The following is a 25672-nucleotide window of genomic DNA, read 5'->3' on the forward strand; positions in this document are numbered from 1 at the left end:
GAATGTCACACATAACAACATACAAAAAAAGAGATGTTTAAGCATTGTATTAAGATACGAACCAAAACAAAAGCATCCTGAATAAATCAGGATGCTTTTAAAGGTATAACTAATAAAATATATTATTGGTTGTTGGAAATATCACCTTGCCTTGTTGTATAATTAATTTTTAAGGCATTGGCTTTTCGTAATTCTTGTTTTACGTCTCCAACGATTCCCATATTAGATTCTTTATCAACTTTCAGCGCAACGGTTAAAAATGGTATTAACTCCTCACGCATGGCAGCTCTCTCCTGAGCAATGAAAGCCTGAACCTCGCTTACATCTGCAAACTTATCATTTAACTGGACACGAGCCTCTGTTCCATATTTACTTTGATATCTGTCACTTGGTTTACCTATATAGATATAGCTAACCAAATCTTTTTTCTCTAATTTTTCAACTTCAGTAGCGCTTGGCAATTCGTTCTTAATCATCAGCGTATTTTCACGCATTACCGTTGCAACCATAAAGAAGAATAAAAGCATAAAAACGATATCTGGTAAAGAAGCCGTTGAAATAGCCGGTAAATCTCCTGATTTTTTCTTCTTGAATTTAGACATAATTGATATCGATTTTAATTTTGAACTTCAGATAACTTCTGTGGGTATTCTATTTTAATTTTCTCAATGCGCTCTTTCAAACGCTCTTTGTTTCCTACCCAGTTTACGTCATCGTAATTAGCTTCCATCTCAGCGAAAGTTTTCCCATATAATTCTTGAGCTCTCCGGTTTCTTAATTCGTTATAAGCCGCAACTAACTCATTCTGTACAGAAATATAAGTTGCATAAGAAGTCTCGCGCTCATTCTTTAAGGAAATAATCGCCTTGTCTGGATTATCAGAGGAGGCTGGATCTTTGGCACCCTTACAATAATCACAGGCATCATCACCTGTACCTCCACCGTTATCTAAAAATTTAACAGCGGCGGCTCTCAGGTTTTTAATATCCATCAATTCATCCTCAACCAATAATTGATCTCTGTTATTTATTAGAACGGTAAAGATGTTTTTCTCTTTAATGATAACATCCTCATCATTCTCTTCAATTGGTGGCAATTTCCTGTTAAGACCAGTATCGGTCTCAATAGTCGTTGTCACCAGAAAGAATATAAGAAGTAAGAATGCGATGTCAGCCATCGATCCCGCATTAACTTCTGGTGCTGAACGTTTTGCCATAATTATTTAATCATTTTTTTAGCACCTGAAAGTAACATCGCTAGAGCAGCAACTACAATAAGAATGTAAAATGCAATTAAACCTGCTCCAACCATATGTGATTCGCCATCAGTTGCTTGTATGTTATTATAATAGTATGCGTGTGTATCACCTCCTGATACCATATAGGCAATAAGAAGCACTGCGAAAAATGCTCCAGCACCTATTAAGGTAGTTTTTAGAGTATGAGGATGTGTAATTAAATTTTGCAGAACAAAGAACACCACAAATACCAACACTAAGCCTAGTATAACGTAAGCTGTAAGTGCTATAGGATCTACGGCACTCGTATCACCTTCTAGTGCAGCAGCCTTAATAGCATCATCTCCTGTAGCGATAATCATAATCAGGAAGATAATACCTGCAAGACCAAGTAGTGCTGCAACTATCTTTATTATTTTATGTAAATTCATAATTGTTTAAGTATTGTGGGTTATTATTAAAGAGTTCTTCTCTTGTATCTTACTAACATATCCATTAACACAATAGAAGCATCTTCCATGTCATTAACAATGCTGTCAATTTTAGCGATAATGTAGTTGTAAAATATTTGAAGAATAATAGCCACAATAAGACCAAATACTGTTGTTAAAAGTGCTACTTTAATACCACCTGCAACAAGTGAAGGTTGCATATCACCCGCAGCTTCAATTTTATCGAAAGCTTGAATCATACCAATTACCGTTCCCATGAACCCAAGCATTGGTGCAAGTGCGATAAATAATGAAATCCAAGACACGTTTTTCTCTAATTGTCCCATTTGAACGGCACCATAAGCAACAACTGCTTTTTCAGCCGCATCAAGATCTTCATCAGCCCTATCTAATCCTTGATAGTAAATAGATGCAACAGGGCCTCTAGTGTTTCTAGCTACTTCTTTAGCAGCTTCGATTCCACCAGACTCTAAAGCATCTTCTACATTACGGATTAATTTTTTAGTGTTAGTAGTAGATAAATTAAGATATATTATTCTTTCAATCGCGATGGCAAGACCAAGGATTAAACACAGAAGTACAATCCCCATAAATCCAGGACCACCTTCGATAAACCTTTTCTTTAATTCTTGGTGAAATCCTAATGATTCTTCGGCTGCGGCAGCTTCTGGCTCCTCATCTTGGGCTATAGTAGCAACTGTAGCGGTTGTGGTTGTTGCATAAATCTTAGCATTCACAGTTCCGAAAGCCATAATACCCGCGATGGCTAGAATAGAAAATAATCGTTTCATTGTACGTTTCTTAATTTTATTAGTTAAAGTGTTAAAGATATAAAAAAAATGCAATTTTAAAACAAAAAAACAGCAGAGAGGAAGGGATTCGAACCCTCGATACGCTTGTGACGTATACACACTTTCCAGGCGTGCGCCTTCGACCACTCGGCCACCTCTCTGTTTAGATTTTGAGTCCTAAAAAGGGACGCCCAAATAACAAAAAATTCTTTAAAGCCTGAAATTTTATGAGTTAATTTTAGGCCATTTCACCTCTTAAAGAAGTTTCATAAATTGTTTTGAACACTTTAAGTGATACTTTTTGACCCAGAAGATACATTAGTTTTGTTATTGCCGCTTCCGTTGTAATGTCATGTCCTGAGATAACACCAACCTTTTTAAGTTTTGTACTTGTCTCATACTGACCCATTTTCACGCTTCCCCCTGCACATTGTGTAACATTGACAACGATAATTCCTTTTTCAATTGTCAATTTTAACCAATCAATAAACCAATCATCAGTTGAGGCATTACCTGAACCAAAGGTTTCCAATACAATTCCCCTTAAAGTTTTTGTGTTTGTTATACAATCTAGAAAATCTCTTGAAATACCTGGGAATAATTTAATTATTGCAACATTAGTATCCATCTCCTTATGAAAAACCAACTTACTTCTCAGGTTTGGTTTAAAGAGAAACTCTTCGCTAATGGTTAAATGAACTCCTGAAGTCACCAATTCTGGATAATTGGGTGAAGCAAACGCTTGAAAATGCTCTGCGCTAATTTTGGTAGTTCTATTTCCACGGTAGAGTTTATATTCAAAATAAAGACCTACCTCTTGTATAAGTGGCAGCCCATTTTGCTGCAGCGAAGCAATTTCTATGGTAGTGATAAGATTTTCCTTGGCATCCGTTCTTAAATCACCAATCGGTAATTGCGAACCTGTTAATATAACAGGCTTTGTTAAACCTTCCAATAAAAAACTTAAAGCAGAGGCAGTGTAACTCATGGTATCGCTTCCATGAAGAATGACAAACCCATCACAAGTATCATAGTTATTTTCAATTATTTCTACAATTGACGCCCAAATCTTCGGATTCATATTACTAGAATCTAAGGGCTTCGGAAGTGAAATTGCCTCAATTTCACAATGAATTAGTTGAAGTTCTGGAATCCTCTCTAACAGCAGGTCAAATTCAAACGCTTTGAGACTACCTGTTGTCGGATCTTTCATCATACCAATGGTACCACCGGTATATAATAATATAATTTTAGGTTTAGTCATTTTATATTCCAAAAATCTTTTTAGAATTTTCTGTAGTTATCTCGGCAATTTCCTCGGTGCTTTTACCATAGATTTGAGATACTTTTTCTAAGACATTTAATATATATACACTTTCATTACGTTTTCCTCTATATGGCACAGGTGCCAAATAAGGCGAATCTGTCTCAAGGACAATATGTTTTAAATCTATCTCCTCTAAAAATTGGTCTATTTTTCCATTTTTAAATGTGACGACACCTCCTATTCCCAATTTCATATTTAAATCTATGGCGTCTTTTGCTTGCTCAAAGGTCCCTGTAAAACAGTGGAATATTCCAAATAAATCATCGTCCTGATTCTTATGCAATACTTGAAAAATTTCATCGAAGGCTTTCCGACAATGAATTACTATAGGCAACTTATGTTCTTTAGCTAAGTTAATCTGGTACTCAAAGGCCTTTATTTGTATATCTAAGGTTGACTCATCCCAATACAAATCAATTCCAGTCTCCCCTATTGCGAAATACTTATGCTTAGACAGTAGATCCTCAACATGTTTCAATTCGTTCTGCCAGTTTTCAGGTTTTACATGGGTCGGATGCAAACCTGTCATTAAATACACATGCCTGGGAAAGTCATTTTTCAAGTCTAGCATCGCATTTGTGTAGGTAGAATCTATGGCTGGAATGAAAAACCTATCTACTCCATTTTTTATGGCCCGGTTTATCATTTCAGACCTATCTTCATCAAACTGTTCGCTATATAAATGAGTATGGGTGTCCGTTATAATCATAAGGCAAAAATAGGCTTTTAAGAACTATATTTGTAAAAAGTTACTATGACAAACCTCAACCAATTTCTCTCTGAAAAAGGCTATGTAAGGGTTAAGATGCACCTCACAAAAACCAATCATTTTGAAATAATTGCAAAAATAAACGGTGTTAAAGGGAGGTTTATTCTAGACACAGGAGCATCAAATAGTTGTGTAGATTTTGAATCCACAAAACTGTTTAAATTAACTGCAAAAGATTCTGAAATAAAGGCCGCCGGCGCAGGTGCTATTGATATGTTAACCCAAGTTTCTGATAAGAATTCCTTAAAAATAGGAAAGTGGAAGTACAATAAGTTAGCCTTAATTTTATTTAATCTATCGCACGTGAATACAGCCCTGATAAATCACAATGCCAAACCAGTAGACGGAATAATCGGAGCGGATGTACTTAAAAATTCTAAAGCCATTATCGATTATAACAAAAAATACCTCTACTTAAAAATGTAAGTTTTCCCTTTCTTATTTTTTTGTTTAAATTTATGCTATTCTCCGCATCTAAACTTTTATGAATAGCACCATAATCATCGCTGATGATCATCCTATTATTTTGAAGGGCCTCAACGATTTTCTTGTTGAAAACGGATACCATGTTACAGGCATGGCGGTTAACGGCAGGGAGGCAATTGACTTGATTAGAAAGGAGAAACCAGATATCGCCATTTTAGATATCCAAATGCCCTATTTAACTGGAATAGAGGTTGTGGAAATCTGCAGGAAAGAAAATCTGCCTTCCAAAATTATTATTATAACGCTCGAGAAAGATATCGATCTATACTATAAATGTAAGGAACTTTCAATCTATGGGTATGTTTTAAAAGAATTTGCTCTGGAAGAACTTCAAAATTGCATCTCTTCAGTTGAAAAGGGGAAACCCTATTTCAGCCCAGAATTGATAAACTACCTAAAAACAGAACATAAACCTGAACATCTAGATGAATTAACTCCAACTGAAATTGAGGTATTAAAACATATTGCCCTAAATAAGACTGCTAAGGAAATTGGGGAAAGTATGTTTATATCCAATCGTACTGTGGAGAAACATAAGAGCAATATCATCAAAAAACTTGATCTAGAACCTATCCAAAATAGTTTACTTATTTGGGTTAAGGAAAACCAAAAACACATCCTATAAAAAATACGTAATGTTACGTATTGACAAGTATACTTTTATTTAGGACCTTTATAAAGCTATTAATTAGTTCTTAGGGAGAATTTAGAAGGCTCCGGATTCTCGTAATTCGGAGTTTTCTTTTTAAGGGCTGTAACCAAATCTACATATGGGCAATTTTGAAAAGAAATTCAAGATTACCAGGCACGTTCTTATAATCAGCCTCATTATAACGGTTGTCCTGGTAATCCTAGTAAATATCCTTGTAAATTTCAATTAGTTATTATTAGTTAAAGGAAAAGGGCGCTTTTGGCGCCCTTTTAAATTTATCAAAATTAGAATTTATAACTCTAAAGCTTTTTTCAAATTGTTATCCATTAACAATTCTTCAGGATTTTCAAGCGCTTCTTTCACAGCAACAAGGAATCCAACACTTTCCTTTCCATCAATAATTCTATGATCATAGGAAAGGGCAACGTACATTATCGGTCTAATCTCTACTTTCCCATTAACAGCAACTGGTCTTTCCACAATATTGTGCATACCCAAAATACCGCTCTGAGGAGGATTTATAATTGGTGTGGATAACATACTGCCAAAAACACCTCCATTGGAAATCGTAAATGTACCACCAGTCATTTCATCAACAGTAATCTGCCCATCCCTGGCCCTAAGGGCCAAACGCTTAACTTCAGCCTCAACACCTCTAAATGTAAGGTTCTCGGCATTTCTAATTACCGGCACCATCAATCCTTTTGGTCCAGAGACCGCAATACTGATATCACAATAATCGTAGGTAATCATTTCCTTACCATCGATCATCGAATTTACCGCAGGATATAATTTTAGAGCTCTAACAACAGCCAGCGTAAAGAAACTCATAAAACCAAGTCCAACACCATGCTTATTTTTAAAGTCTTCTTTATATTTATTTCTAATGTCAAAAATTGGAGACATATCCACCTCATTAAAGGTAGTTAGCATGGCAGTTTCATTTTTGGCCTGAACCAAACGCTCTGCAACCTTTCTCCTCAACATTGACAGTTTAGACCTAGATTCTCCTCTGCTGCCACCTGTTGGTGTACCCATAGAAGGTTTAGCCTCTACCGCATCTTCTTTGGTAATTCTACCATCTTTGCCAGTACCTAAAACCGTTGCAGGATCTAAGTCTTTTTCAGCCAAAATTTTCTTTGCTGCAGGACTTGCAATTCCAGATGCTTTTTGTGTCTGATCAGGATTGTCTGCTTTAACATGATCAGTCTTTTTTGGTGTTTCTTTCTGATCCTTGGCTAAGTCTTTTTCAGCATTTTCATTTCCGCCTTCATCGCCTTTGTCGTAGGTTGAACTTTCTGGTGCTTTGGCACTAGTGTCGATAAGACAAACCACCTCACCAACCGCAACTGCATCACCTTCTTCTGCTTTAAGTGTAATTATCCCGCTTGCTTCAGCAGGAAGTTCTAAAGTAGCTTTATCGCTATCAACCTCGGCAATGGCTTGATCTTTTTCCACATAATCCCCGTCCTCTACAAGCCAAGCTGCAATCTCCACTTCTGTAATGGATTCCCCTGGCGACGGAACTTTCATTTCTAAAATCATTATGAAATTCTATTATTTGTCGTTTAATACTTTTTTTCGTTGATTATCTTTTGAGATATCGAAAACAAAATCGATAACTTCCTTGTGTCTTCTTTTAGATCGAGTGGCACTACCAGCGGCTGGAGCACCATAAGTTCTTCTAGAGGCAATCCTGAAATTTTTTGCCTCATCCAAGTGCATTAAAATAAACCCATATGCCCCCATATTTTTTGGTTCTTCTTGTGCCCAAACAATATCCTCAGCATTATTATATTTGGATAATACTTCTCTGATTTGTTCAATTGGCAAGGGGAATAACTGTTCAATTCTCACAAGCGCCACATCCTTCCTATCTAGATTTTCTCTTTCTTCTAATAAATCGTAGTAAAATTTTCCGGTTACAAATACGAGCGATTTTACTTTGTTTACATCAACTGTTACATCATCGATAACTTTTTGGAACCCACCGTTTGCAAATTCATCAACAGTTGAAATTACTTTAGGATGGCGCAATAAACTCTTTGGTGTGAATACAATTAAAGGTTTTCTAAAATTAGCCTTCACTTGTCGTCTTAACAAATGAAACATGTTTGCAGGGGTTGTACAATTAGCAACATACATGTTATCTAAAGCACATAACTGTAAGTAACGCTCCATTCTAGCCGAGGAATGTTCTGCACCTTGTCCTTCATAACCATGTGGCAATAACATTACCAATCCATTCTGTAATTTCCACTTGTCTTCTGCAGCTGAAATATATTGATCTAACATGATTTGGGCACCGTTACTGAAATCCCCAAATTGCGCTTCCCAAATGGTCAGTGTTCCAGGACTTGCCATGGCATAACCGTAATCGAATCCAACCACAGCATATTCAGAAAGCAATGAATTATATATGTAGAACTTACCTTGCTCCTCTTGAACAGAATTCAAAAGTAATAATTCTTCTTCGCTATCCTCGACTTTCACCACTGCATGTCGGTGAGAGAAGGTACCTCGCTCAACATCCTGACCGCTTATCCTAACATCAAAACCCTCCTGCAAGACGCTACCGTAAGCCAAATGTTCTGCCATTGCCCAATCGAGAGCATCATTTTCAAACATTGTCTTACGTGATTCAATAAGTTTTTCAATCTTTCGCATGAATTTTTTATCCTTCGGAAGGGTAGAAATAACATCGGTTATCTGGGCTAATTTTTCCCGGGGATAAGTTGTGTCAACCTCTTCCATCATGCCCTCTTCGGTAACACGCTCAAAATCTTTCCATTCATTTTGCATAAATGGAGTAATGATGGTCTTATCTTCTTTTCTAGAATCTTCTAATTTCTCTTCTAACAAGGATTTATAATCTTCTTCCAACTTCTGAACAAATGAATCATCGATAACACCCTCAGCCATCAACTTTTCAGCATAAATATCTCTTCCATTTTTATGCTTAGCTATAGCTTTATAAAGCTTTGGTTGTGTAAATCTAGGTTCGTCACCCTCATTATGCCCATATTTTCTATATCCCAAAAGGTCAATAAAAACATCTCTTTGAAATTCCATTCTAAAATCCAAAGCAAATAAGGTAGCGTGCACAACGGCTTCTACATCATCGGAATTAACGTGAAGCACTGGAGAAAGAGTAACCTTACCTACATCGGTACAGTAGGTACTTGAGCGTGCATCTAGATAGTTTGTGGTGAAACCTATTTGGTTGTTAACCACTATATGGATAGTTCCATTGGTTTTGTAACCATCCAACTTCATCATTTGTATGACCTCATAAACAACGCCTTGACCCGCTATCGCTGCATCACCATGTACAATAATAGGAAGCACTTGAGAAGGGTCATCCTCGTACTTTTTGTCTTGTTTCGCCCTTGAAATGCCTTCAACTACAGCCCCTACTGTTTCTAAGTGTGAAGGGTTTGGAGCGATATTCAAATTTATTCTATTACCATTATCGGTTGTACGTTCACTCGTCCATCCCAAATGATATTTTACGTCTCCATCGAAGATTTCTTCCTCATAATCCTTGCCATCGAATTCACTAAAAATGTCTTTGGCAGATTTGCCGAAAATATTTGTTAGGGTATTTAATCGACCACGGTGAGCCATTCCCATTACAAATTCCTTTACTCCATACCTAGCTGCTTTTTCAATAACTGCATCCAAAGCTGGAATAAGAGACTCGCCTCCCTCTAAAGAAAATCGTTTTTGACCTACATATTTTGTGTGCAAAAAGTTTTCAAATGAAACAGCCTCATTCAATTTCTTTAAAATATGCTTCTTTTGGCCTTCTGTAAACTTAGGCTGATTATCATTGACGTTCAGTTTATTCTGAATCCATTTAATCATATCCGGATTACGGATATACATATATTCAATCCCTATAGAATCACAATAAATGCTATCAAGATGCTTTAAAATTTCCCTTAATGTCTGAGAACCTATTCCTAAAATTTCACCAGCACTAAAAACTGTATCTAAATCAGCTTCTGAAAGTCCAAAATTGGCAATTTCCAATGTAGGCGTATATTGCCTGCGCTCCCTTACAGGATTGGTCTTAGTAAAAAGATGTCCTCTTGTCCTATATCCATCGATGAGCTTTACTACCTGAAATTCTTTTAAAACATGCTCAGGAATTTGGGTGGTTACGCCTTCCACAATTTCCCCGTTCATGCCGTAATTTTCACTTCCAAAATCATAACCCTGGAAAAATGCTCTCCAGCTAGGCTCAACAGAATCTGGATTTTGAAGGTATTGGTCGTATAAATCAGCGAAATATGAAGTATGTGCTGCGTTTAAAAAGGAATATCTATCCATTACTATCGATCGAGTCGCGTTTCCGTTAAAATAATTAGCAAAAATACAAACTTTACAACAATCTTAGTGGCTTTTATTATATTTATAACAACTGAATTTTAACGACTTAAAAGGGACAATTTTTGCCTTATTAATCACTTTACTTATCATTTAAATGGGTTGGTTAAAGACGTCTTCCAGAAATATTTCTATCTATATTATTTTGATGTTTTTCTCATTAGGCATTGCAAATGCCCAGCAAGATTCCAATGAATTTTGGGAAAAGGTTCGTTTTGGCGGGGGCATTGGCTTAGGCTTCGGAAACGGGTTTTTCAGTGGCTCCATAACACCTAGTGCAATTTATCAATTCAATCCTGTTTTTGCTTTGGGAATTGGTCTTAACGGAACTTACAATTCCAGAAAGGATTATTATAAATCATATATAATTGGGGGTAGTGTTTTAGCCTTGGTTAACCCCATTCCTAACATACAATTATCGGCAGAGTTTGAAGAACTGAATATCAACAGATCCTGGGACGATTATTACGCTACAGGAAAGGAAAATTATTGGTATCCTGCCTTATTTTTGGGTATTGGATATAGCGCCGGCAATGTTACCATGGGCATTAGATACGATATTTTGTATGATCGAAATAAGAGCATTTATGCGGAACCATGGATCCCCTTCGTTCGGTTTTATTTTTGAGAATATTTAATCCGGGTTAATACCTTTTGCCATTCTCTTTTGAGAATTAAAAAAGAAATTGTCTCTGAGGGGGTAATAACATCAGTGGATAGGCTTTGTTGCAAATATTTTTCGGGAATATCGATCAGATAAAATAATGCAACCAATTTTTTGACATCAGTTGATAACAATTCCTTAATCAATAATTGAATTTCCTCATGCAACTCCTTGGGGGAGAATTGCCCCAAATTTTGGATATCAATTCCGGTCCTAATTAAGTCTTTGTTAATTTGATTTAAAAATTGATTGTAAAAGTAAAGGTCTATTGGTTTATCAACCAAATCATTCAAAGATTGTAATTTGTCCATCTTTAGACTTTTCTGCTCATTAGACCTTGGCCAATTGCTATAAGCATTTTTTTATGGTCACTACTAATTGCAATTTCATCCAATACGTTATAAGCCAGTTCTGTGTACTCTTTTATTGCAATTTGTGTCCTTTCTGGGATGTTGTATTGTTTATAAATAGAGATTACCGAATTAATTTTTTCAGCAGGGTCAGATGGTGATAATGAAAAAAGATGTCCGAGTTGTTCCTTATCATCTGAATTTGCCAAATTCAAAGCTTCGAGATATAAATAGGTTTTTTTATTTTCGATAATGTCACCACCTATTTGTTTGCCGAATTTTTCTTGATCTCCAAAAGTGTCCAAATAATCATCTTGAATTTGAAATGCAATACCCAAATTCTTGCCGAATTCATAAATTTTATGTTGATCCTCCTCTGAAGCCCCTGCCACTATAGCCCCCATTTGTAATGAAGCGCCCACCAAGACCGCAGTCTTGTATTCAATCATTTTAAGGTATTCTTCAATTAAGACATCATCTCTCGTCTCAAAATCGATATCGTATTGTTGACCTTCACACACTTCCAAGGCAGTTTTGCTAAACAATTTTGCTAATGCTTGAAATGTATTGGGGTCATAAGTTTCAAAAAGTTTATAAGCAAGAATCAACATAGCGTCTCCGGATAGGATCCCGGTATTGACATCCCATTTTTCGTGAACCGTCTTCTTTCCACGCCTAATAGGGGCATCATCCATTATATCATCATGAACCAAAGAAAAATTATGAAATACTTCAACACTTAAAGCCGCATCCAACGCTTTTTTGGATTCTACACCAAATATTTCAGCACCTATGAGGGTTAAGGTTGGGCGCAAACGCTTACCTCCCAATTGCAAAATGTAACTGATAGGTTGGTAGAGGTTTTTAGGATTTCTGGAAAAGGCGTAAGAATTTAAGTGGTCGTTAAATTCCTTTTGAAAATCTACAAGTTCCTTCATGCAGCAAAAATAAAACAAATAGCTACTTAGTGTCCAACAATTTTGCGTGTTAAGAAATCATTAAACTTTGGAAACTTTTTTGGTTTTTAAAGTTTCCTAACTACTTTTGCTGACCATGAAAGAAAAGATTTTACAAGGAGCGGTCGATTTATATCTAAACTATGGTTTTAAAAGTGTAACCATGGATGACATTGCCAATTCATTAGGGATGTCTAAGAAAACGATTTACCAACATTACGAGAACAAATCTAAGTTAGTGGAAGCAACCACTCTTTATATGTTCGAGAAAATATCCCACGGTATAGATTGTATTTGCAATGAATCATCCAACCCAATTGAAGAAATATTCCAAATAAAACAGTTGGTGATGGAACATCTGAAGGATGAGAAATCTTCTCCCCATTATACATTACAGAAATATTACCCAAAAATTTATAGAAACTTGGCTATCAAACAATTTGAGGTAATGCAATCTTGTGTTTTAAAGAATCTCGAGAAGGGAAAAAAGCTTGGTCTATATAGAGAATCCATCGATGTAGAATTTATATCCCGAATTTATTTCAGCGGTATGCTTTCAATCAAAAATGAAGAGTTATTTCCTTCAAAAGATTTCTCCAGGGGAACATTAACAGATTTATACTTAGAATACCATTTGAGAGGTATATGCACAGAACGGGGAATTAAAATTATGTCAGAATTTTTAACAAAGCCAACAAATAATTAATGAAACGAGTTTCAATTTTATATATATTTCTTGTTGTAAGTTTTCAATTGTTTGGTCAACAGACCATTCAACCCAAAGATACTCTTGTGGCCTTTTCCTTAGATGAAGCCATAAACTATGCGATTGAGAATAACAGGAATTCGATCAATGCAAGCAAAAGTATTGAGGCAGCTGAAGAACAAAAATGGGAAACAACTTCTATTGGATTACCTCAAATCGATGCCCAGATAGATTATCAAAACTTTTTGAAACAACAGGTTTCCTTACTTCCTGCCGCCGCCTTTGATCCACTAGGCAGTATTCGTCAACTTGAAGAATATTATGATTTAACAGATAGACAAATTAAGGACCTACCTGAGGCCCCAGAAGGATTTTTACCGATTACTTTCGGAACAAAGCAAAACATGAACGCCTCAGCTACATTGACGCAATTATTGTTTGATGGTTCTTATTTAGTAGGGTTGCAGTCAGCTAAGGTTTACCTGCAAATCTCTAAAAATGCAAAGACAAAAACTGATCTTGAAGTACGTAAGGCGGTTATAAATGCTTATGGAAATGTTCTTCTAACGAATGACAGGGTTGAAATACTCCAGCGAAATTTAGATGTGTTGAAGAAAAATTTAAATGAGACTTCCAAATTGTTCGAAAACGGAATGGAGGAAGAAGAGAGTGTCGAACAACTTCAAATAACCAATTCAGATCTGGAAAACGCTTTAATAAATACTATTAGATTAAGGGATTTGGCTTATCAAATGCTAAACATTAGTCTAGGAAGAAGTTTAAATGCACCACTCCAATTAACGGACACCTTATCTGATCTTGCCCAAAAAGAAATTCAAGATCAATTATTGCCCTCAGATTATTCTATGGAAAATTCTGTGGATTATCAAATTGCTGAAAATGATATGGTGTCTAAAGAATTGTTGCTGAAATTGGAAAAGAGCAGGTCTCTTCCAACACTCAGTGCGTTTCTAAGCGGTGGTTACAATGGAAATTCCGATACGTTTAGCTTTGCAAAAAAAGACCAACGATGGTTCGGTTATGGCCTGTTTGGTGTTAATTTAAGCATTCCAATCTTTAGTTCCCTTGGAAGATCTGCAGCCACCCAAAGAGCTAGTATTGAATTGGAACAGGCGAAACTCGATCTAGAGGAAACTGCATCACAAATACAATTGGAAATCAATAGAGCTTCAAGCGACTTTAATTACGCCATTGAAAATTTTTATAACAAGGAGAAAAATTTAAAACTAGCCGAACGCATTGAAAGCAAAAACCAAATAAAATTTTTCGAAGGCATCGCTGGAAGTTTTGATTTACGCCAAGCCCAAATGCAATTATACACTGCCCAACAAGAATATCTAGAGGCCATGCTGAATGTAATAAATTCTAAGGCCGAATTAGAAACTATAATAAACCAACCTCAATACTCAAATTAAAAATCCATGAAACCATTATATTATTCAATTTTAATTACAATTCTTCTCTTCTCCTGTGGGGGTGATGCATTAAAATCTACTGAAGAATTATTGAAGAAAGGTAATTTAGAAGAGCTAAAAGAACAGCGCACAAAATTACAAGAGCAGCAACATAATATTTCTGAGCAATTACATTTATTAAATGCGAAAATTGAATCGATGGATTCTCTCAGAAATGTCCCTTTAATCACAACACTGAATATAGAACCTAAAATGTTTGAGCATTATTTAGAGCTTCAGGGAAGTGTTGCAACAAAAAAGAATTTAGTTCTCTATCCTGAAATGGGCGGAATACTTACTAATGTGTATGTAAAGGAAGGTCAGAAGGTAAGCTCTGGTCAAATTTTAGCCAAAATAGATGACGGTGGATTAAGTCAACAATTGGCACAATTGGAAATTCAAGCGAATTTAGCCAAAACTACTTTTGAGAGACAAGAACGTTTATGGGAACAGAAGATAGGAAGCGAAATTCAATACCTACAAACAAAATCTAATTACCAAGCCCAGGCCGAAGCAGTAAACCAATTGAAAAGTCAATTGGCAAAAACTACCATAAGAGCCCCATTTTCAGGCACAATCGACGATATTATTACCGAACAAGGTGCTGTAGTTGCAGCTGGACAAACGCCAGTAATACGTATCGTAAATCTGGAGGACATGTATATAGAAACTGATGTGCCGGAGGCTTATTTAAATAGTGTTACTGAGGGTAAAAATGTAAAAGTCGATTTTCCAATTTTGGATACCATAATTAATTCTAAAATTAGGCAGGCAGGTAATTTTATTGATCCAGCGAACCGCACCTATAAAGTATTGGTAGATGTGCCAAATTCAGAGAAAAGGATTAAACCGAACCTCACTGCAAAGCTCCAAATCAATGATTATAGCAAGGAAGGTGCAATTCTAATTCCCCAAAGTATTATCACTGAAAATGCTGAAGGAGAACAGTATGTTTATGTAGCAGATAGTATACAAGACAATAAAATAGCGGTCGCCAAACGTGTAATTATAAAAACGGGGCTAACCCAAGGCGATTTTATTGAGGTGGTTGACGGTTTAAATGCAACCGATGTTTTGATTAACGAAGGTGCCCGTAGTGTTAAGGACAAGCAAAAGGTTGAAATTTTATCAGAATAGAAAACTATGAGTAAGATCAAGAAACAGGTGGATAAGGAATTTAAATTTTCCTCATTAGCCATAGGTAACAAAACCACCATGTACGTTTTAATGGTGATCTTTTTTATTCTAGGAATTTCAGCTTACTTGAATATGCCTAGGGAAAATTTCCCTGAAGTAAAAGAAACCAAAATATATGTTAGTACCATATTTCCAGGAAACACTCCCGAAGATATGGAAAAGTTGGTTACAGACCCACTCGAGGATCGACTAAAAAACTTGAGTAATGTAAACGAAATAACCTCTACCTCCCAAGAAGATTATTCAATGATTATTGTCGAGTTTGATGAGAACATTGAAGTGGATGATGCAAAGCAAAAAGTAAAAGATGAGGTAGATTCTGAAAAGGCTGGTGAAGATTGGCCAACATTTAATGGCGCCAAAGTTGAACCTGATGTATTTGAGTTGACCCTTTCTGAAGAAATGCCAATTTTAAACATTAATATTTCTGGTGATTATCCTGTACAAACCCTAAAGGACTATGCAGAAACACTACAAGATGAAATTGAGGATTTACCACAGATAAAGAAAGCAGATATCCGAGGTGCCCAAGAAAAAGAAGTTGAGGTTGCGGTGGATATTTATAAAATGATGGCTTCCAAGGTTAATTTTAATGATATCACCGGGGCCATCAATAATGGAAACATGACAATGTCGGCTGGTAATTTGATAACTAGCGGACAGCGCAGAACAATACGAATTGTTGGAGAAATTGATGACCCAAAACAACTTGAAAATTTTGTTGTTAAATCTGAAAAGGGTAAATCCATTTACCTTCGTGATGTAGCCACTATCAACTTTAAAGAAAAAGACAAAACCACTTATGCACGTGAATTTGGTGAACCAGTTGTAATGTTGGATGTTAAAAAGCGTAGTGGTAAAAATATGGTTATAGCTGCCGAACAAATCAATGAAATTGTGGAGCATGCTAAGGTTGAAGTTTTCCCGCCTGATTTATCAGTTACAATTACAAACGATCAATCCTCAAAAACAATCGGTCAGGTTGATGACCTAGTCAATAATATTGTTTTTGGTATCATTTTGGTCGTAACAGTCCTCATGTTCTTTTTGGGATTTAGGAATGCTTTATTTGTGGGTTTTGCAATTCCAATGTCAATGTTCATGTCTTTAATGATCTTAAATCTATTAGGTTACACCTTAAACACTATGATTTTATTCGGACTCATTATGGGTCTTGGAATGTTAGTGGATAACGGAATCGTGGTGGTTGAAAATGTCTATCGTTTAATGGATGAGGAAGGCATGACACGTGTACAAGCAGCAAAAAAGGGTATTGGCGAAATTGCATTTCCAATAATAATTTCAACGGCCACAACGGTTGCTGCCTTTATTCCTTTAGGATTATGGCCAGGCTTAATGGGTGAGTTCATGAAGTTCTTTCCAATAACACTTTCAGTTGTTTTGGGCTCTTCATTATTTGTAGCAATATTCTTTAATTCGGTTTTGGTGTCACAATTCATGAAAATTGATGACAAAGAAATGCCAAAGAAGAAAATCATAACCTTATCTTCTATTTTAACCATTATTGGCCTTTTTATATTTATTGTCGGTGGACCGTATAGATGGTTGGGAATGGTAATGATTACAACCTCAATTTTACTTTGGATTTACCGATTAGTATTAAGAAAAGCTGCAAATAATTTTCAAGTGAAAACACTAGTAAAGCTTGAAAATTTCTATGAGCGGGGTCTTAAGGGTGCGCTTGCAAGAAAACGACCCTATATAATTGTAGGAAGTACGTTTGTTTTACTCATTATTGCATTCATCACATTTGGAATTTCCTTAGCATCACAGAGAACCAAGGTAGAATTCTTCCCGGATAACAAACCAAATCAAATAGTAATCTATATTGAATATCCTGAAGGCACTGATATCGCAAAGACAAATAAAATCACTAAAGCAATTGAGGAACGAGTTTTTACTTATCTGCAAGACCCAAAATATATAGATCAAGGCTATAATTTTATGGTGGAAAGTGCAGTTTCCCAAGTTGGTGAGGGTGCAAATAACCCATTTACAGATGGAGGCTCCGCAGCAGAAATGCCACATAGAAGTAAAATTACTGCTAGCATGAGGGAATATAAATTCCGTAGGGGAATGGATAGCGAAAAATTACGTCAAAAAATACAGGAAGGTTTAGCAGGAATCTATCCAGGAATATTGATTTCAGTGGAAAAAGACCCGATTGGACCTCCTGCTGGTTCTCCAATCAACATTGAAATTGAAGGTAATGATTATCAAGAGTTGATTGTTCTTGCTGAACAAATGAGGGATTTCATTAACAGTAAAAACATCCCAGGCATTGATGAGTTAAAGATTGACGTTAATAAAGACAAACCTGGGATGCGAGTTTTAGTCGATCGCGAAAAAGCAGGTGAATTAGGTGTAAGTGCAGGTCAGGTCGCTCAACAATTGAGGAATTCAATATTTGGTGCAAAAGCTGGTATTTATAAAGAAGGTGGTGATGATTATGATATTTATGTCCGTTTTAATGAAGATAATAGGTATAATACTAGCGCGCTTTTCAACCAATCGATTACGTTTAGAGATCCTGCTAATGGGCAAATAAAGGAAGTACCTGTTTCCGCAGTTGCTAGACAAGCCAATACTTCCGGGTTTAATGCCATAAAACATAAAGACGTTAAACGGGTAGTTACGGTATATTCGGCTTTGGCTCCCGGGTTTACAGATGCTGGTGCGGTGGTTGCCCAAATTCAAAATGTAATGCGGGAATTTGAGGGATTACCTAGCGATGTAAAAATCGATTATACTGGGCAGATTGAAGAGCAAAACAAACAAATGCGATTTTTAATGGGTGCCTTCTTTACAGGTTTGGGCCTAATATTTCTTATCCTAATTCTACAATTCAATTCTATATCTAAGCCTGCAATTATAATGTTGGCAATTTTCCTGAGTCTAATTGGAGTATTCGGCGGACTAGTAATTACAGGAGCATCCTTTGTTATTATGATGACAATGATGGGGATAATTTCCCTGGCAGGAATTGTAGTTAACAATGGGGTGGTTTTATTGGATTATGCCCAACTCTTAATCGACCGCAAAAAATATCAATTAGGACTAGATGAAGATGATTATTTATCTAAGGATGATCTTTATAATGCAATAGTAAAAGCAGGAAAAGCCAGATTAAGACCAGTACTTCTTACCGCAATAACCACCATATTAGGATTAATTCCTTTAGCGACAGGATTAAATATTAATTTCTACACCTTAATGAGTGAATTAAATCCTAATATTTATGTAGGCGGTGATAATGTTGTGTTTTGGGGTCCACTTGCATGGACGGTGATTTATGGTTTATTGGTTGCCACCTTCTTAACTTTAATTGTAGTTCCCGTTATGTTTTATTTGTCAGTTCAATTAAAAATGTGGATGAGACGAAAATTTAGAAAAGAGGAAGAAAAACCAGCAATAGAAACACCTGTATTAGAGGAGTCTTACGCCTAAGCATAAATATTAAATTAAGTTTCAACACTAAGCTGCAAGTTCATTAAATTTGCAGCTTAGTTTATTATAGGGGTTTTTGAAAATAAATAAAAATGTATAGAACACATACGTGTGGAGAGTTAACTGCTGCGGACATTAATAGAAAAGTTACCCTCTCTGGATGGGTACAAACCATAAGAGATAAGGGATTTGTCATTTGGGTAGATTTAAGGGATCGTTATGGGATTACCCAACTTATATTCGATGCTGAACGAACTCAAGAAGATGTTATTAAAAAGGCCCAAAAGCTTGGGCGCGAATTTGTAATCCAAGCCATAGGAACAGTTATCGAGAGAGCCTCTAAAAATCCGAATATCCCTACTGGGGATATTGAAATCCTAGTTGAAGAATTGCAAATTCTTAATGGAGCTAAATTACCTCCCTTCACCATTGAGACTGAAACTGATGGTGGTGAGGAATTACGTATGAAATATCGTTATCTAGATATCAGACGAGCGCCTGTAAGAAATAATCTAATTTTTAGGCATAAAGTTGCCCAGCACGTTAGAAATTACCTTTCACAAAAAGGGTTTATAGAGGTTGAAACGCCATACTTAATAAAATCTACTCCAGAAGGAGCGAGAGATTTTGTGGTGCCTTCAAGAATGAATGAAGGTCAGTTTTATGCGCTTCCACAATCGCCACAAACATTTAAGCAATTACTCATGGTGGGTGGCATGGACAAGTATTTCCAAATTGTAAAATGCTTCAGGGATGAGGATTTAAGAGCAGACCGCCAACCAGAATTCACACAGATAGATTGTGAAATGGCATTTGTGGAACAAGAAGATATCTTAAACAACTTTGAAGGGCTAACTAAACATTTGCTGAAGGAAATCAATGGTGTAGAGGTAACAGATTTTCCTCGTATGACCTATGATGACGCTATGAAACGCTATGGAAATGACAAACCCGATATACGATTTGGCATGGAATTCGGCGAATTAAATCAAGTGGCTCAACACAAGGATTTCAATGTCTTTAATTCTGCCGAACTTGTGGTTGGAATTGCTGTACCAGGAGGCAACAGCTATACTAGAAAAGAAATTGACAACCTTATAGATTGGGTAAAACGTCCACAAATAGGATCTCTTGGAATGGTATATGTAAGATGTAATGAAGATGGCTCATTTAAATCTTCCGTAGACAAATTTTATGATCAAGATGACCTGAAAGCTTGGGCGGAGGTAACAGGTGCAAAAGCCGGTGATTTAATCTGTGTGCTTTCAGGGGAAATTGATAAAACACGAGCTCAACTAAGCGCTTTAAGGATGGAGCTTGCTAGCAGATTAGGCTTAAGAAAAGCGAACGAATTTGCCCCTCTATGGGTAATAGATTTCCCTCTTTTGGAATGGGATGAGGAAACGAAGCGTTATCATGCCATGCACCATCCATTTACTTCACCAAAACCTGGCCAAATGCAACTTTTAGAAACTAATCCTGGCGCTGTAAAAGCGAATGCATATGATTTGGTTTTAAATGGAAATGAAATTGGAGGTGGGTCAATTAGGATTCATGACAAAGCCGTTCAATCAAAAATGTTCGATTATCTTGGCTTTACTAAAGAAGAAGCACAAGCCCAGTTTGGCTTTCTTATGAATGCTTTTGAATATGGTGCACCACCTCATGGAGGCATTGCATTTGGTCTAGATCGGTTAGTTGCAATTCTTGGAGGACAAGAAACTATTAGGGATTTTATTGCATTTCCAAAGAACAATTCAGGACGTGACGTAATGATTGATGCACCTGCATCAATCGATAAACAACAATTAGACGAATTACATCTTAAACTAAATCTATAAATTTGAATCCTGCAAAGCAGGATTTTTTTGTTGGATATGTCTAGAAAATCTAAATATAAACGCTTTCTCATTTGGCGGGCTAAACATATCTCCCAAAAACAGTTTATTCATATACTCAGCATTCTCGTTGGTATTACATCTGGTGTAGCAGCGGTACTTTTAAAAAATTTAACCCACTTCATTCAGTTAGCTCTTGAAGGGGGGTTGGTAAGAGAATACCACCATGCTTTTTATTTTCTATTCCCAGTAATTGGATTTGCTTTGGTTTTCTTAATTCTTAAATACGTAATTAAGAATAAAGTAAGTCATGGTATTCCATCAACTCTGTTTGCCATTGCTAAACGCAAAGGTATAATGAAACAACACCAAATGTTTGCCTCATTGCTCACCGCACCAATCACTATTGGTTTTGGTGGTTCCGTTGGTCTTGAAGGACCAACGGTGGCTACAGGCTCGGCAATCAGCTCAAATATTTCAAGGTTGTTTCACATGAATCAAAGGACTAAAAACCTTTTAATTGGATGTGCTGCAGCTGGGGCTCTTTCTTCAATTTTTAAGGCGCCTATTGCTGCATTGGTATTTGCCGTTGAAGTCTTTAGCCTAGATTTAACTATAGCCTCGTTGCTGCCATTAATATTGGCTTCCTTATCCGCTATTTTAACATCCTATTTTTTCTTTGGAAATGACATCCTCTTACCTTTTAGAATAGAAGACACCTTTAGTTTTGGTGATATTCCTTTCTATATAGTCTTGGGAGGTATCGCTTCTCTAGTTTCCATATACTTTGCTGAAGTCTATGAACGAGTACAAAAATATTTTGCGAGTTGGGAATCTCCAATTTCACGAATATTAATAGGTGGTGCAGCCATAGGTGCGCTGGTTTACTTCATTCCTCCTCTTTACGGGGAAGGTTTTGAAGTAATCAATAATATAATTGCGGGCAATCCTGAAAAAGCCTTGGAATCAAATTTCTTCCATTTAGATTTAGAGAATGTATGGATGGTAATTGGTTTGCTTGCTGGACTTGTCTTCTTTAAAATAATAGCAAGCGCAATAACGTTTGGCGCTGGGGGTGTAGGTGGAATCTTCGCACCAACTCTTTTTATGGGAAGCATAATGGGTAATTGCTATGCCAAGATCGTTAATAATATTGGCCTTTTCCCGAATACTATGGTTTCGGAAAGCAACTTTACTTTAGTAGGAATGGCCGGACTTATGGCAGGTGTTCTACATGCTCCCCTAACGGCAATTTTCCTTATTGCAGAGGTAACAGGCGGATATGAATTATTCATCCCTTTGATGATAACGGCTACAATATCCTTCGGCATTACAAAATATTTTTATCCCCACTCAGTATATACCATGGAGCTAGGAAGGAAAGGAGATTTGATTACCCATGATAAGGACCATGCCGTTTTAACCCTTATGGATATAAATACAGTTGTTGAGACTAATTTCATTAAGGTAAACCCTAAAATGAACCTAGGTGAAATAGTTAAGGAAGCAGTAATAAAATCTAACCGTAATATCTTTCCTGTTGTAGGAACTAAATCAGGAGAATTGCACGGGGTAATATTGTTGGATGACATACGACCAATCATGTTCGACCAAAGCATGTACGAAGAAATAACTGCTAGAGATGTAATGCACAATCCTCCCGAAATAATAGACCTTAAGCATGATAAAATGACGGTGATTATGAAGAAATTTCAAGATAGCAATGCATGGAATTTACCTGTAGTAGAAGACGGTAAGTATGTAGGTTTCATTTCTAAATCACGGCTTTTAACCGTCTATAGAAGAAAACTAATCAATCTCACAAATTGACATGAAATATATAATCCTTGTTGCATTTATATTGTCAATCGGCAGCATTGCCACAGGCTTTTTTTTTGAATTAAATTTTTCTGAAAAACTAATTGGCTTTGGTACTGTTGGATTATTTATAATAACCTTTCCACTATTTATTTATTATCGCTGGAGTAAACGGAGCTTGAAAGATTATATGATTACCAAAGAGAATCTAGAAAAAATGCGCGAATATCGTGATAATGAACAAATAAATAATTAGCACGAAAAGAGCAACTTAAATTATTTTATGTAACTTTCGCCCATATTTTTATTATTATTTTTTATTATTTATTATTTTTTTATCAATGACTGGTACAGTTAAATTTTTTAATGATTCTAAAGGATTTGGATTCATTACCAACAACGAAACTAAAAAAGACATTTTCGTCCATGTAACAAACCTTAGAGGGGTAGAATTACAACAAGGCGATCAAGTAGAGTACGAAGAAGAGGAAGGAAGAAAGGGAAAGGTTGCCACTAAAGTAAGAGTATTGTAACTATAAACTTTTCTATAACAGTTTCAACGCCTAGCAAATTGCTAGGCGTTTTTTATTAATTAAAGTTTCTCCTCTCAATAAAAAATTTTCTTAACAAAGCGGCAGCCTCCTCAGCAAGAACACCTCCTCTTACTACAGTTTTGGGATGTAAAGTTGTATTCATTTTAATATAGCCACGTTCTTCATCCCGAGCTCCGTAGACAATTTTACTAATTTGCGACCAATACAAGGCCCCAGCACACATCTGACAAGGCTCTAACGTTACATAAAGTGTACAATTTTGAAGAAACTTTCCGCCAATATAATTGGAAGCGGAAGTGATTGCCTGCATCTCAGCATGCGCCGTAACATCATTTAACAATTCGGTTAGGTTATGTGAACGGGCTATTACCCTATCTTGGGCTACTATTACTGCACCGACAGGCACCTCACCTTTTCTAAAAGCAGCTTCGGCTTCTTCCAAGGCCTTTTTCATGTAATATTCATCCGATGTAACTAGCGACATTCTATCAATTTCCACAAATCTAAGTAAAATTGTAACACTTGTTAGAATTCGTTTATTAGACCATATCGAGAACCGTATATGTGCTATTTTTGCAAGAATAATATGGATTATAGATTTCTAAATACTATTGATAGCCCATCAGATTTAAAGCAATTAAGTCCGGAAGATCTTAATGTTTTAGCAAGTGAGCTTCGTCATTTCATTATTAATATCGTCGCCAGCAAAGCAGGACATTTAGGTGCCAGCTTAGGAGTTGTAGAATTAACCATTGCCCTTCATTATGTATTTAATACACCAGACGATGTGTTGGTGTGGGACGTAGGGCACCAAGCATATGGCCATAAAATATTAACCGGCCGGAGAGATCAATTTCACACCAATAGACAATTCAATGGAATAAGTGGGTTTCCTAAAATGTCAGAAAGTCCATATGACGCTTTTGGAACTGGACATTCATCAACCTCCATTTCAGCTGTTCTGGGAATGGCTATGGCTTCCCAATTAAAAGGAGATTTTGAAAAAGAACACATTGCAATTATTGGAGATGCTTCAATAGTTAGTGGTATAGCCTTCGAGGGGCTAAATCATGTAGGGGCTACCAATGCCAATATATTAATAATTCTTAACGATAATTCAATAGGCATTGACCCTAGTGTTGGCGCACTGAAGGAGTATTTAGGAAATATCACCTCAATAAAATCAGGTTGCGACAATTTCTTTGAATCACTTAATCTTAATTATACAGGCCCCGTTGACGGACATGATTTAATACATCTTATCCAAGAATTGAGAAGGCAAAAAACCTTAAACGGCCCACGACTTTTACACATAAAAACTTTAAAAGGAAAAGGATTAAAGCAGGCCGAAGAAAATCAAGTGACCTATCATTCTCCAGGAAAATTTGATGCCCTAACAGGAGATCTTATTAGCGTCAACAGCAAAGATAGACCTCCAAAATTTCAAGAAGTTTTTGGACTTACGCTTGTAGAGCTTGCTGATGAAAATTCAAAAATTGTTGGTATTACACCTGCAATGCCTACTGGAAGTTCATTAAACCTAATGATGGCGAAATATCCGGACAGAGCCTTTGATGTTGGTATTGCTGAACAACATGCCTTAACCCTATCAGCAGGAATGGCTTCCAAAGGTATGATTGTGTACTGCACAATTTATTCAACATTCTTACAGAGATCTTATGACCAATTAATCCATGACATCGCACTACAAAATATTCCGGTAATATTGTGTGTGGACAGGGCCGGATTGGTTGGAGAGGATGGATCTACACATCATGGTGTGTTTGATATTTCGTTCTTAAGATGTATACCAAATCTTAATATTGTTGCTCCTTCAAATGAAATTGATTTTAGAAACATTCTTTACACCTGCCAATTAGGCTTAAAGGGCCCAATAGCAATTCGATATCCTAGGGGAAGAGGACACATTAAAAACTGGCAACTACCCTTTGAAAAAATCGATTTGGCAAAAGCCAAAACAATAAAATCCGGAGAAAAAATCGCTGTTCTCTCTATAGGTACTATTTTAGAAGAAGTAAAAGAAGCTGTCGGAAAAAGTCTTAATCCAGATTATATCTCAATAATTGATATGGTGTCAATAAAGCCGTTAGACGAAATTACACTTCACAAACTTTTCAAGAATTTTAGTGCATTTGTAACGGTAGAAGATGGAGTAGTAAATGGGGGTTTTGGTTCTGCAATTCTAGAATTTGCCAACAAACACAGTTATATTAACCCAATTAGAGTTTTGGGAATTGAGGATGAATTTGTTGAGCATGGCAGTACAGAAGACCTAAAGCGGCAAGTTGGTCTTGATGCAGACTCTATTTCAAAAGAGTTGAATAGACTTATTCAGGTTGGTCTGTAATTACCAAATTTGGTTGCTCGTCTAAATTATAAATGTCCGTACTTTGATCTAGTTGAGGGTTTTTGGCTTTAGAAATGTCATCCAACATAAGTAGAAAGGCCACGGTTACAAAGAAAATGACCAAGGCACCGAGTACATTTTTTTTCATTTGTAGATAGTTTATCGGGGTTTA

At 36.3% G+C, this 25672-nt stretch carries 24 protein-coding genes and 1 tRNA gene; 12 read left to right on the forward strand and 13 right to left on the reverse strand.

What is annotated here, in order from left to right; all coding sequences use genetic code 11:
- Nucleotides 1-122: 122 nt before the first annotated feature.
- From ISU00_RS03585 to ISU00_RS03615, 7 genes are all read right to left on the reverse strand, one after another.
- Nucleotides 123-602 (reverse strand): ExbD/TolR family protein, encoded by a 480-nt coding sequence (locus ISU00_RS03585; RefSeq protein ID WP_228852673.1) that lies wholly within the window; start codon nucleotides 600-602, stop codon nucleotides 123-125.
- Nucleotides 603-616: 14 nt separating this feature from the next.
- On the reverse strand, nucleotides 617-1216 hold the full coding sequence (locus ISU00_RS03590) for an ExbD/TolR family protein (RefSeq protein ID WP_228852674.1): 600 nt from the start codon (nucleotides 1214-1216) through the stop codon (nucleotides 617-619).
- Nucleotides 1217-1218: 2 nt separating this feature from the next.
- Complete coding sequence (locus tag ISU00_RS03595; RefSeq protein WP_228852675.1) at nucleotides 1219-1599, reverse strand: hypothetical protein; 381 nt, start codon at nucleotides 1597-1599, stop codon at nucleotides 1219-1221.
- Between the two features lie 95 nt (nucleotides 1600-1694).
- Nucleotides 1695-2480 (reverse strand): MotA/TolQ/ExbB proton channel family protein, encoded by a 786-nt coding sequence (locus ISU00_RS03600; RefSeq protein WP_228852676.1) that lies wholly within the window; start codon nucleotides 2478-2480, stop codon nucleotides 1695-1697.
- A gap of 73 nt (nucleotides 2481-2553) precedes the next feature.
- A tRNA-Ser gene (locus tag ISU00_RS03605) sits at nucleotides 2554-2641 on the reverse strand.
- Nucleotides 2642-2718: 77 nt separating this feature from the next.
- Nucleotides 2719-3744, reverse strand: coding sequence for an asparaginase (locus tag ISU00_RS03610; RefSeq protein ID WP_228852677.1), 1026 nt, complete (start codon nucleotides 3742-3744; stop codon nucleotides 2719-2721).
- 1 nt (nucleotide 3745) lies between these two features.
- The gene (locus ISU00_RS03615; protein ID WP_228852678.1) at nucleotides 3746-4516 is read right to left on the reverse strand and encodes a TatD family hydrolase; all 771 of its coding nucleotides are present in this window, start codon (nucleotides 4514-4516) and stop codon (nucleotides 3746-3748) included.
- A gap of 45 nt (nucleotides 4517-4561) precedes the next feature.
- On the opposite strand from ISU00_RS03615, the gene ISU00_RS03620 reads away from it, so the two are divergent.
- The gene (locus tag ISU00_RS03620) at nucleotides 4562-5002 is read left to right on the forward strand and encodes a retropepsin-like aspartic protease (RefSeq protein ID WP_228852679.1); all 441 of its coding nucleotides are present in this window, start codon (nucleotides 4562-4564) and stop codon (nucleotides 5000-5002) included.
- Between the two features lie 58 nt (nucleotides 5003-5060).
- Entirely contained in the window at nucleotides 5061-5687 is a 627-nt protein-coding gene (locus ISU00_RS03625; RefSeq protein WP_228852680.1) for a response regulator transcription factor, read from the forward strand.
- 318 nt (nucleotides 5688-6005) lie between these two features.
- Here ISU00_RS03625 and odhB read toward each other — a convergent pair whose 3' ends face one another.
- Together odhB and ISU00_RS03635 are read right to left on the reverse strand one after the other, a co-directional pair.
- The gene (gene odhB / locus ISU00_RS03630) at nucleotides 6006-7259 is read right to left on the reverse strand and encodes a 2-oxoglutarate dehydrogenase complex dihydrolipoyllysine-residue succinyltransferase (RefSeq protein ID WP_228852681.1); all 1254 of its coding nucleotides are present in this window, start codon (nucleotides 7257-7259) and stop codon (nucleotides 6006-6008) included.
- A gap of 12 nt (nucleotides 7260-7271) precedes the next feature.
- A complete protein-coding gene (locus ISU00_RS03635) occupies nucleotides 7272-10049 on the reverse strand; it encodes a 2-oxoglutarate dehydrogenase E1 component (RefSeq protein WP_228852682.1) in 2778 nt (925 codons plus the stop codon).
- 154 nt (nucleotides 10050-10203) lie between these two features.
- Here ISU00_RS03635 and ISU00_RS03640 point away from each other — a divergent pair, with 154 nt between their 5' ends.
- Entirely contained in the window at nucleotides 10204-10734 is a 531-nt protein-coding gene (locus ISU00_RS03640) for an alpha-ketoglutarate decarboxylase (protein ID WP_228852683.1), read from the forward strand.
- On the opposite strand, the gene ISU00_RS03645 is transcribed toward ISU00_RS03640, so the two are convergent.
- Complete coding sequence (locus ISU00_RS03645; RefSeq protein ID WP_228852684.1) at nucleotides 10725-11081, reverse strand: hypothetical protein; 357 nt, start codon at nucleotides 11079-11081, stop codon at nucleotides 10725-10727. The two genes, ISU00_RS03640 and ISU00_RS03645, sit on opposite strands and share 10 nt — an antisense overlap.
- Nucleotides 11082-11083: 2 nt before the next feature.
- Nucleotides 11084-12058 (reverse strand): polyprenyl synthetase family protein, encoded by a 975-nt coding sequence (locus ISU00_RS03650; RefSeq protein ID WP_228852685.1) that lies wholly within the window; start codon nucleotides 12056-12058, stop codon nucleotides 11084-11086.
- A gap of 115 nt (nucleotides 12059-12173) precedes the next feature.
- Here ISU00_RS03650 and ISU00_RS03655 point away from each other — a divergent pair, with 115 nt between their 5' ends.
- The 8 genes from ISU00_RS03655 to ISU00_RS03690 all read left to right on the forward strand — a co-directional run bounded on the left by ISU00_RS03655 (nucleotide 12174) and on the right by ISU00_RS03690 (nucleotide 23111).
- Nucleotides 12174-12782: a TetR/AcrR family transcriptional regulator gene (locus ISU00_RS03655; RefSeq protein WP_228852686.1), complete on the forward strand. Its 609-nt coding sequence runs from the start codon at nucleotides 12174-12176 to the stop codon at nucleotides 12780-12782.
- The gene (locus ISU00_RS03660; protein ID WP_228852687.1) at nucleotides 12782-14218 is read left to right on the forward strand and encodes a TolC family protein; all 1437 of its coding nucleotides are present in this window, start codon (nucleotides 12782-12784) and stop codon (nucleotides 14216-14218) included. Before ISU00_RS03655 ends, ISU00_RS03660 begins: the two co-directional genes overlap by 1 nt.
- 6 nt (nucleotides 14219-14224) lie before the next feature.
- Entirely contained in the window at nucleotides 14225-15394 is a 1170-nt protein-coding gene (locus ISU00_RS03665; protein WP_228852688.1) for an efflux RND transporter periplasmic adaptor subunit, read from the forward strand.
- Nucleotides 15395-15400: 6 nt separating this feature from the next.
- Nucleotides 15401-18922 (forward strand): efflux RND transporter permease subunit, encoded by a 3522-nt coding sequence (locus ISU00_RS03670; RefSeq protein WP_228852689.1) that lies wholly within the window; start codon nucleotides 15401-15403, stop codon nucleotides 18920-18922.
- Between the two features lie 92 nt (nucleotides 18923-19014).
- On the forward strand, nucleotides 19015-20763 hold the full coding sequence (gene aspS, locus ISU00_RS03675; protein WP_228852690.1) for an aspartate--tRNA ligase: 1749 nt from the start codon (nucleotides 19015-19017) through the stop codon (nucleotides 20761-20763).
- 36 nt (nucleotides 20764-20799) lie between these two features.
- Nucleotides 20800-22590: a chloride channel protein gene (locus ISU00_RS03680; protein ID WP_228852691.1), complete on the forward strand. Its 1791-nt coding sequence runs from the start codon at nucleotides 20800-20802 to the stop codon at nucleotides 22588-22590.
- Nucleotide 22591: 1 nt separating this feature from the next.
- Nucleotides 22592-22834: a hypothetical protein gene (locus ISU00_RS03685; protein WP_228852692.1), complete on the forward strand. Its 243-nt coding sequence runs from the start codon at nucleotides 22592-22594 to the stop codon at nucleotides 22832-22834.
- Between the two features lie 85 nt (nucleotides 22835-22919).
- The gene (locus tag ISU00_RS03690; RefSeq protein ID WP_228852693.1) at nucleotides 22920-23111 is read left to right on the forward strand and encodes a cold-shock protein; all 192 of its coding nucleotides are present in this window, start codon (nucleotides 22920-22922) and stop codon (nucleotides 23109-23111) included.
- Between the two features lie 55 nt (nucleotides 23112-23166).
- Here ISU00_RS03690 and ISU00_RS03695 read toward each other — a convergent pair whose 3' ends face one another.
- The gene (locus tag ISU00_RS03695; RefSeq protein WP_228852694.1) at nucleotides 23167-23616 is read right to left on the reverse strand and encodes a nucleoside deaminase; all 450 of its coding nucleotides are present in this window, start codon (nucleotides 23614-23616) and stop codon (nucleotides 23167-23169) included.
- A gap of 102 nt (nucleotides 23617-23718) precedes the next feature.
- Between ISU00_RS03695 and ISU00_RS03700 the strand changes: the two genes are divergently transcribed.
- Complete coding sequence (locus ISU00_RS03700; protein WP_228852695.1) at nucleotides 23719-25500, forward strand: 1-deoxy-D-xylulose-5-phosphate synthase; 1782 nt, start codon at nucleotides 23719-23721, stop codon at nucleotides 25498-25500.
- On the opposite strand, the gene ISU00_RS03705 is transcribed toward ISU00_RS03700, so the two are convergent.
- Complete coding sequence (locus tag ISU00_RS03705; RefSeq protein WP_228852696.1) at nucleotides 25481-25648, reverse strand: hypothetical protein; 168 nt, start codon at nucleotides 25646-25648, stop codon at nucleotides 25481-25483. The two genes, ISU00_RS03700 and ISU00_RS03705, sit on opposite strands and share 20 nt — an antisense overlap.
- Nucleotides 25649-25672: the final 24 nt, after the last annotated feature.

The organism is Aegicerativicinus sediminis, assembly GCF_015476115.1.
Taxonomy (GTDB): Bacteria; Bacteroidota; Bacteroidia; order Flavobacteriales; family Flavobacteriaceae; genus Aegicerativicinus; species Aegicerativicinus sediminis.

What these genes read in the sequence shown, in the direction of transcription:
- ISU00_RS03585 (WP_228852673.1), bottom strand. Translation starts at nt 602, where the DNA reads ATGTCTAAATTCAAGAAGAAAAAATCAGGAGATTTACCGGCTATTTCA.
- ISU00_RS03590 (WP_228852674.1), bottom strand. Translation starts at nt 1,216, where the DNA reads ATGGCAAAACGTTCAGCACCAGAAGTTAATGCGGGATCGATGGCTGAC.
- ISU00_RS03595 (WP_228852675.1), bottom strand. Translation starts at nt 1,599, where the DNA reads ATGATTATCGCTACAGGAGATGATGCTATTAAGGCTGCTGCACTAGAA.
- ISU00_RS03600 (WP_228852676.1), bottom strand. Translation starts at nt 2,480, where the DNA reads ATGAAACGATTATTTTCTATTCTAGCCATCGCGGGTATTATGGCTTTC.
- ISU00_RS03610 (WP_228852677.1), bottom strand. Translation starts at nt 3,744, where the DNA reads ATGACTAAACCTAAAATTATATTATTATATACCGGTGGTACCATTGGT.
- ISU00_RS03615 (WP_228852678.1), bottom strand. Translation starts at nt 4,516, where the DNA reads ATGATTATAACGGACACCCATACTCATTTATATAGCGAACAGTTTGAT.
- ISU00_RS03620 (WP_228852679.1), top strand. Translation starts at nt 4,562, where the DNA reads ATGACAAACCTCAACCAATTTCTCTCTGAAAAAGGCTATGTAAGGGTT.
- ISU00_RS03625 (WP_228852680.1), top strand. Translation starts at nt 5,061, where the DNA reads ATGAATAGCACCATAATCATCGCTGATGATCATCCTATTATTTTGAAG.
- odhB (WP_228852681.1), bottom strand. Translation starts at nt 7,259, where the DNA reads ATGATTTTAGAAATGAAAGTTCCGTCGCCAGGGGAATCCATTACAGAA.
- ISU00_RS03635 (WP_228852682.1), bottom strand. Translation starts at nt 10,049, where the DNA reads ATGGATAGATATTCCTTTTTAAACGCAGCACATACTTCATATTTCGCT.
- ISU00_RS03640 (WP_228852683.1), top strand. Translation starts at nt 10,204, where the DNA reads ATGGGTTGGTTAAAGACGTCTTCCAGAAATATTTCTATCTATATTATT.
- ISU00_RS03645 (WP_228852684.1), bottom strand. Translation starts at nt 11,081, where the DNA reads ATGGACAAATTACAATCTTTGAATGATTTGGTTGATAAACCAATAGAC.
- ISU00_RS03650 (WP_228852685.1), bottom strand. Translation starts at nt 12,058, where the DNA reads ATGAAGGAACTTGTAGATTTTCAAAAGGAATTTAACGACCACTTAAAT.
- ISU00_RS03655 (WP_228852686.1), top strand. Translation starts at nt 12,174, where the DNA reads ATGAAAGAAAAGATTTTACAAGGAGCGGTCGATTTATATCTAAACTAT.
- ISU00_RS03660 (WP_228852687.1), top strand. Translation starts at nt 12,782, where the DNA reads ATGAAACGAGTTTCAATTTTATATATATTTCTTGTTGTAAGTTTTCAA.
- ISU00_RS03665 (WP_228852688.1), top strand. Translation starts at nt 14,225, where the DNA reads ATGAAACCATTATATTATTCAATTTTAATTACAATTCTTCTCTTCTCC.
- ISU00_RS03670 (WP_228852689.1), top strand. Translation starts at nt 15,401, where the DNA reads ATGAGTAAGATCAAGAAACAGGTGGATAAGGAATTTAAATTTTCCTCA.
- aspS (WP_228852690.1), top strand. Translation starts at nt 19,015, where the DNA reads ATGTATAGAACACATACGTGTGGAGAGTTAACTGCTGCGGACATTAAT.
- ISU00_RS03680 (WP_228852691.1), top strand. Translation starts at nt 20,800, where the DNA reads ATGTCTAGAAAATCTAAATATAAACGCTTTCTCATTTGGCGGGCTAAA.
- ISU00_RS03685 (WP_228852692.1), top strand. Translation starts at nt 22,592, where the DNA reads ATGAAATATATAATCCTTGTTGCATTTATATTGTCAATCGGCAGCATT.
- ISU00_RS03690 (WP_228852693.1), top strand. Translation starts at nt 22,920, where the DNA reads ATGACTGGTACAGTTAAATTTTTTAATGATTCTAAAGGATTTGGATTC.
- ISU00_RS03695 (WP_228852694.1), bottom strand. Translation starts at nt 23,616, where the DNA reads ATGTCGCTAGTTACATCGGATGAATATTACATGAAAAAGGCCTTGGAA.
- ISU00_RS03700 (WP_228852695.1), top strand. Translation starts at nt 23,719, where the DNA reads ATGGATTATAGATTTCTAAATACTATTGATAGCCCATCAGATTTAAAG.
- ISU00_RS03705 (WP_228852696.1), bottom strand. Translation starts at nt 25,648, where the DNA reads ATGAAAAAAAATGTACTCGGTGCCTTGGTCATTTTCTTTGTAACCGTG.